Consider the following 5744-nt stretch of genomic DNA (forward strand, 5'->3'; position numbering starts at 1 on the left):
GCGCCCGCCCGAACCGCCGTCCGTGGAGAGGTGGCCGGTACGGGGGCGTACCGGTGCGGGGCCGGCACCGCGTGCCGCTGGTCAGAAGGCCGGGCCGCCCACCCGGTCGCCGGCCGCGGCCAGCCGGCCCCAGAGCAGGTCAGCCAGGTGACTCACCAACTGCTCCCGCGAACAGGGCCGTTCGCGCAGCCACCAGTCGCCCGCCGCGTACATCATGCCGACGATGCCGTGCCCCCACACCCGGGCCAGCCCGGCGCTCTGCGGGCCCAGGTCGACCCTTTCGACGATCACGGTGCCCAGCTCCTCGCCGAGCCGGCGCAGCAGCGGTGCGGAGTGCTGCCCTACGTGGAAGCCCTGCTCGCCTGCCGAGCCCTCCTCGGCCGGGTGCATCAGGAACCGGTAGACCTGCGGGTGGGACTCGATCGTGGCGAGATAGGTGTCCAGTGTCGCCTCCACCCGCTCGCGCCGGTGGGCGGGCGCGTCCAGCGCGGCTCGCAGCGACGCCAGCAGGGCGTCGGTGTGGCGGACGGCCAGCGCCCGGTAGAGGCCGCCCTTGTCGCCGAAGTGCCGGTACAGGATCGGCTTGGTGATGCCCGCCTCCGCCGCGATCGCGTTCATCGACGCGCCGGGACCGTCACGCAGCACGACCCGGTCTGCCGCCTCCAGCAGTTCCTCGCGGCGGCGCGCGGTGGCGCTCCGCTGGTCACTCCGCTGACCGCTCTCCATGTCCCACTCCCCGCCCGGGCTCTCGGGTTGCCCCCGGGGCAACGTAGCACCCGACCTGGAGCGGAACCGGGGAGTAGGGAGTTGACAGGCTCTACCGCGCGGTAACAGACTTCCGCGTTACCGCTAGTAACAACCGTGGGAGTGCCGACATGGCCGAGTTCGCGCTTGACCTCAACGACGACCAGAAGGCCGTGAAGGAGTGGATCCACGGTTTCGCCGCGGACGTCATGCGTCCGGCCGCCGCCGAGTGGGACGAGCGCGAGGAGACCCCCTGGCCGATCATCCAGGAGGCGGCCAAGATCGGGCTGTACTCGCTCGACTTCTACGCCCAGCAGTACTTCGACCCCACCGGACTGGGCATTCCCACCGCGATGGAGGAGCTGTTCTGGGGTGACGCGGGCATCGCGCTGTCCATCGTCGGGACCGGGCTGGCCGCCGTCGGCGTGCTGGCGAACGGCACCGAGGAGCAGGTCGGCACCTGGATCCCGCAGATGTACGGGGACGCCGACGACGTGAAGGTCGCCGCGTTCTGCTCCTCCGAACCGGACGCCGGGTCCGACGTCTCCGCCATGCGCACCCGGGCCGTCTACGACGAGGCGAAGGACGAGTGGGTGCTCAACGGCACCAAGACCTGGGCCACCAACGGCGGCATCGCCAACGTCCACGTGGTCGTCGCGGTCGTCGACCCCGAACTCGGCTCCCGGGGGCACGCCTCGTTCATCGTCCCGCCCGCCACGCCGGGACTCGCCCAGGGGCAGAAGTTCAAGAAGCACGGCATCCGTGCCTCCCACACCGCCGAGGTCGTCCTGGAGGACGTGCGGGTGCCCGGCCACTGCCTGCTCGGCGGCAAGGAGAAGCTGGACGAGCGGCTCGCCCGCGCCCGGGAGGGCGTGCGCGGACGCGGCGGCAACGCGGCGATGGCGACCTTCGAGGCCTCCCGGCCGGCCGTCGCCGCGCAGGCCGTCGGCATCGCGCGCGCCGCGTACGAGGTCGCCATGGACTACGCCAGGACCCGGGAGCAGTTCGGCCGCCCGATCATCGACAACCAGGGCGTCGCCTTCCAGCTCGCGGACATGCGCACCCGCATCGACGCCGCTCGACTGCTGGTGTGGCGGGCCTCCTGGATGGCGGCCGCCGGACGGCCCTTCACCGCCGCCGAGGGCTCGATGAGCAAGCTCTTCGCGGGGGAGACCGCGAAGACGGTGACGGCCCAGGCGATGCAGATACTCGGCGGCAACGGCTACACCCGGGAGTACCCGGTCGAGCGCATGCACCGGGACGCCGCGATCTACACCATCTTCGAGGGCACCAGCGAGATCCAGCGGCTCGTCATCGCCCGCACCCTCTCCGGCGTCACCGTGCGCTGACCGCCCCGGGGGGCGCCCGCCGCCGTCCCCGAACCGGCAGCGGTGTCCGGACCGTCCCCTGTGCGGTCCGGACACCGCTGAGGGGTTCACCCCTGGGCCGCGGCCGGGTCCATCCACATGACCTCCCACAGGTGCCCGTCGAGGTCCTGGAAGCTGCGCTCGTACATGAACCCGTGGTCCTGCGGCTCCCGGGTCGGGGAGCCGCCCAGCGCAAGGGCCTTGTCCGCGAGTTCGTCGACCTCGACCCGACTGTCCAGCCCGATGCAGACGATCACTTCGGTCGTCGCCGTGGTGTCCGCCAACTCCCTGCCGGGCGTGAAGCTCCGGAAGTACGGATCAGCCAGCAGCATCACCGAACTGGTGTCGCTCACCACCATGGCGCTGGCGTTCTCGTCGGTGAACTTCGGGTCGAAGGAGAAACCCAGCTCGGTGAAGAACGCGACCGAGGCGTTGAGGTCCTTGACCGGCAGGTTCACGAACATCATCTTCGACATGTGCCGCTCCGTTTCGCTTCCGGTGCCGCCGTTGCGGCCCCGCACACCCCTACAGACGGCGGCCGGCGCCAGAAGTAATCGCCGGGCGCCACCGGTTTCCGTTCCGGCCCCCTGCTCGCCCCGCGCCTCCGGCCGCATTCCCCTCCGGCCCTGGCTTTTGCCGACCTGGCAAAGAGATTGGCTCTGCTGTGCCGGTGTGTCGCAGCCTGGTCGCAACGGCTCCGCGTGCCGCACCGCGCGTGAGCCCTCGGTGCTCGGTACCGGGCACCGATCCGCCGCTTCCGCAGAGGTGAGGACATCGTGACGCACCACTCCCACCAGCCCGAAGACCTTGACTGGGACCAGCTCGGCGCCACCCTGGAACGCGAGGCCGACCTGCACGGCCCCGCCCTGGACGAGATCGCCGGCTGGCTGCCGGACGCGCCGGAGGTACGCAGCGTGCTGGACGTCGGCAGCGGCCCGGGCCGGGTGGCGTGCCGACTCGCCGAGCGGTTCCCCGGGGCCCGGATCACCGCGGTCGACGGCTCCGCGGAACTGCTCACCCGGGCCCGCGACCACGCGGCCAGGACCGGTGTCCAGGACCGGTTCCGTACCCGCCAGGCGCAGCTCCCCGCGGAGTTCCCCGACCTGGAACCCGCCGACCTGGTGTGGAGCAGCAAGGCGGTGCACCACCTGGGCGACCAGCAGGCGGCACTGCGGGCACTCGCCGACCTGGTGAATCCCGGCGGGCTGCTGGTGATCACCGAGGGCGGGCTCGGCACCCGTTTCCTGCCCCGCGACTTCGGCCTGGGCCGACCGGGCCTGCAGGCCCGGCTCGACGTGCTCATGGAGGAGCGCTTCGCCGCGATGCGGGCCTCGCTGCCCGGCACCGTGTCGGTGGTGGAGGACTGGCCGGCGATGCTGGACCGGGCCGGTCTCACGCCCACCGGCAGCCGCACCTTCCTCGTCGACCGGCCCGCCCCACTCGACGCCTCGGGCCGGGAACACGTGCGCACGCTGCTCGGCAGGCTGGCGGAGCAGGGCGCGGACAGCCTCGACGACCAGGACCGCGCCACGCTCACCCGACTGCTCGACCCGGAGGCCGCCGACGGAATCCAGCAGCGTGCGGACGTCTTCTACCTGACGGCGATGACGGTGCACACCGCCCGCGCGTCCGCCTGAACGGTCTGCCTGGAACGGTCCGGCGGGGCGGCGCGCAGGAGCGGGCGGGGGAGGCGTACGTGGCGGCGTCGCCCGGCGCGGTCCGCGTGCGTGCCGGTGGTGCGGGCGCGCCGGTCAGAGCCTGATGCCAGCCAGCAGATTGGCCAGTCCCTCCCCGCCGGCCCGGATGCTGGGCGCTACGGCCGACCCGGCCAGGTAGAAGCCGAACAGCGCGCACACGATGGCGTGCGCCGGCTTCAACCCGCCCTTGCGGAAGAACATGAAGACGAGCAGTCCGAAGAGGACGACACCGGAGATCGACAGGACCATGGAGTGCTCCCGTACATGGCTGTGACAAGGACCTGTCGTCTTTTCCACGAACGCCCGTGCGGCAAAAGCCCCGACCACCCGGACGGGTGAGGACGCGTCCGACCGGCGGTGTCCGGAGGACCAGGCCTCCGGTCCGGCAGCCGGGGCGGAGGCCCGTCAGCCGACCACGTCGGGATGCCGGGACATGACGCGTTCGGCCGCGCGGTCCAGTTCGGGCAGGAAACCCGTCACCTGCTCGGCCCTGAGCAGCAGGTCGGTGGCCGCGCCGATGCCGAGATCGGCCAGCACCGCGCGGAAGGCCGGCAGCCTGGCCCGGTGCAGCCGAGGCGCGTCAGCGGCCAGCACCGTGTGGCACCGGGCGAAGGTGGCTACGATCCAGAAGACCGCCTCCCGGTGCTGGAACGTGTCCACGAGCTCCCGGCTGCCGCCGATCGCGACCGGCCGTGCCCGTGAGGTCAGGTCGTTGCTGAAGAAGAACGGCGTGCGGGCCACCGGCACGGTCAGGTCGAAGGTCGTGGCCAGTTCCTCCAGATGGCGCCGCACCGCCTCCCGGGGCAGGGCGCCGCACCCCAGGAGGTCCAGCAACCTCGGGTACAGGGCTGACTCACCGTGGTCGTCGAGTGCTTCCCGCACCCTGACGTAGCGCAGCCGCACCGTCGGGTTGCGCAGCGCGGCGACCAGCAGCACGTGGGTCGTCACCCCCGTCGCGAACAGCCACCCGGTCACCGACTCGTGCAGCGGCGCGCCGCCGTCGAGCGCCGCGAGCCGGATGGTGATCCGGCTCCGGGCGTCGGCGCACCTGCGCCGTACCTGGGTACGGTCGGCGAACCTGCGCGACACCTGGGTGTGCAGACCGCCCAGGTGTCCCGTCGGATCGTCGATGACCGTGTCGCACCGGAAGCTCCCGGCGAGGTGGTAGTCACCGAGCACCCGCTCGGCCGAGGCGACGTCCGACCAGGGCAGCCAGGTGACCTCCAGCAGGACGCCCCGGTACCGCACCTTGCCCGGCTTGCCGGGCGGGTTTCCGGCGGTCAGCACCACCACGTCCACGTCCGAGGTCACCGGGAGCGCGGCGGCGTCCGGCCGGCCGACGGTGGAGCCGCTGAAGAACGCCCCGCGGTAGCCGGGCTCACCGGCGGCGTACCGCGCGACCCAGTCCGCCGCGGCCCGCCGTGCCGTTCCCACCCGCATCGTCGCCCCCGCTCATCATGCCGACCCGCCCCGACACCCTACGGACCGTCCGGCCCGCAGGCTGTCGGCGCCCGTTCCGGGGGCGCGGCGGCGCGGGCCCTCAGCCGGCTGCCGGCAACGGCTGGACGGCCCACCCGGGCTGCCGGGGAGCCAGGTCGGGGGAGTGCCGCTGGATCGCCGACCGGAGGGCGCGCAACGCGGGACTCGGCTCCAGCGCCAGGTCACGTCCGAGGACCACCCGCATGCGCTCGAACTCGAGCAGCGCCTCCGCGGTCCGCCCCGCCTGGTGCAGCGCACGCATCAGCAGCGCCCACGCCGACTCCCGCAGCGGCTCGTCCTCGGCGAGCGCGCGGGCGTCGAGCACCGCCTCGCCGTGTCCCCCCGACGCCAGCAGCGCGGCGATCCGCACCTCACGTGCGCTGTGGGCCGCCTCCTCCCACCGGCCGATCTCCCTGGCGGCGAAGGAGTGGTCACGGGCGTCCGCCAGCGCGGGCCC

7 protein-coding genes are annotated in these 5744 nt (G+C 72.8%); 2 read left to right on the top strand and 5 right to left on the bottom strand.

Annotated features, from left to right (window positions below):
• Positions 1 to 81: 81 nt before the first annotated feature.
• Positions 82 to 726 (bottom strand): TetR family transcriptional regulator, encoded by a 645-nt coding sequence (locus tag ACYVE9_RS13755; protein ID WP_461028112.1) that lies wholly within the window; start codon positions 724 to 726, stop codon positions 82 to 84.
• A 149-nt stretch (positions 727 to 875) separates the two neighbouring features.
• Here ACYVE9_RS13755 and ACYVE9_RS13760 point away from each other — a divergent pair, with 149 nt between their 5' ends.
• Positions 876 to 2093 (top strand): acyl-CoA dehydrogenase family protein, encoded by a 1218-nt coding sequence (locus ACYVE9_RS13760; RefSeq protein WP_461028113.1) that lies wholly within the window; start codon positions 876 to 878, stop codon positions 2091 to 2093.
• 86 nt (positions 2094 to 2179) lie between these two features.
• On the opposite strand, the gene ACYVE9_RS13765 is transcribed toward ACYVE9_RS13760, so the two are convergent.
• Entirely contained in the window at positions 2180 to 2587 is a 408-nt protein-coding gene (locus ACYVE9_RS13765) for a VOC family protein (protein WP_461028114.1), read from the bottom strand.
• Between the two features lie 300 nt (positions 2588 to 2887).
• Here ACYVE9_RS13765 and ACYVE9_RS13770 point away from each other — a divergent pair, with 300 nt between their 5' ends.
• Positions 2888 to 3748 (top strand): class I SAM-dependent methyltransferase, encoded by an 861-nt coding sequence (locus tag ACYVE9_RS13770; RefSeq protein ID WP_461028115.1) that lies wholly within the window; start codon positions 2888 to 2890, stop codon positions 3746 to 3748.
• Positions 3749 to 3862: 114 nt separating this feature from the next.
• Here the strand turns inward: ACYVE9_RS13770 and ACYVE9_RS13775 are convergent, their stop codons facing one another.
• From ACYVE9_RS13775 to ACYVE9_RS13785, 3 genes are all read right to left on the bottom strand, one after another.
• Complete coding sequence (locus tag ACYVE9_RS13775; protein ID WP_461028116.1) at positions 3863 to 4057, bottom strand: hypothetical protein; 195 nt, start codon at positions 4055 to 4057, stop codon at positions 3863 to 3865.
• A 156-nt stretch (positions 4058 to 4213) separates the two neighbouring features.
• Complete coding sequence (locus ACYVE9_RS13780) at positions 4214 to 5248, bottom strand: hypothetical protein (RefSeq protein WP_461028117.1); 1035 nt, start codon at positions 5246 to 5248, stop codon at positions 4214 to 4216.
• A gap of 100 nt (positions 5249 to 5348) precedes the next feature.
• A partial coding sequence (locus ACYVE9_RS13785; protein ID WP_461028118.1) for an AfsR/SARP family transcriptional regulator occupies positions 5349 to 5744 on the bottom strand: 396 nt, incomplete at its 5' end.

The sequence above is a fragment of the Streptomyces sparsus genome, from assembly GCF_054776295.1.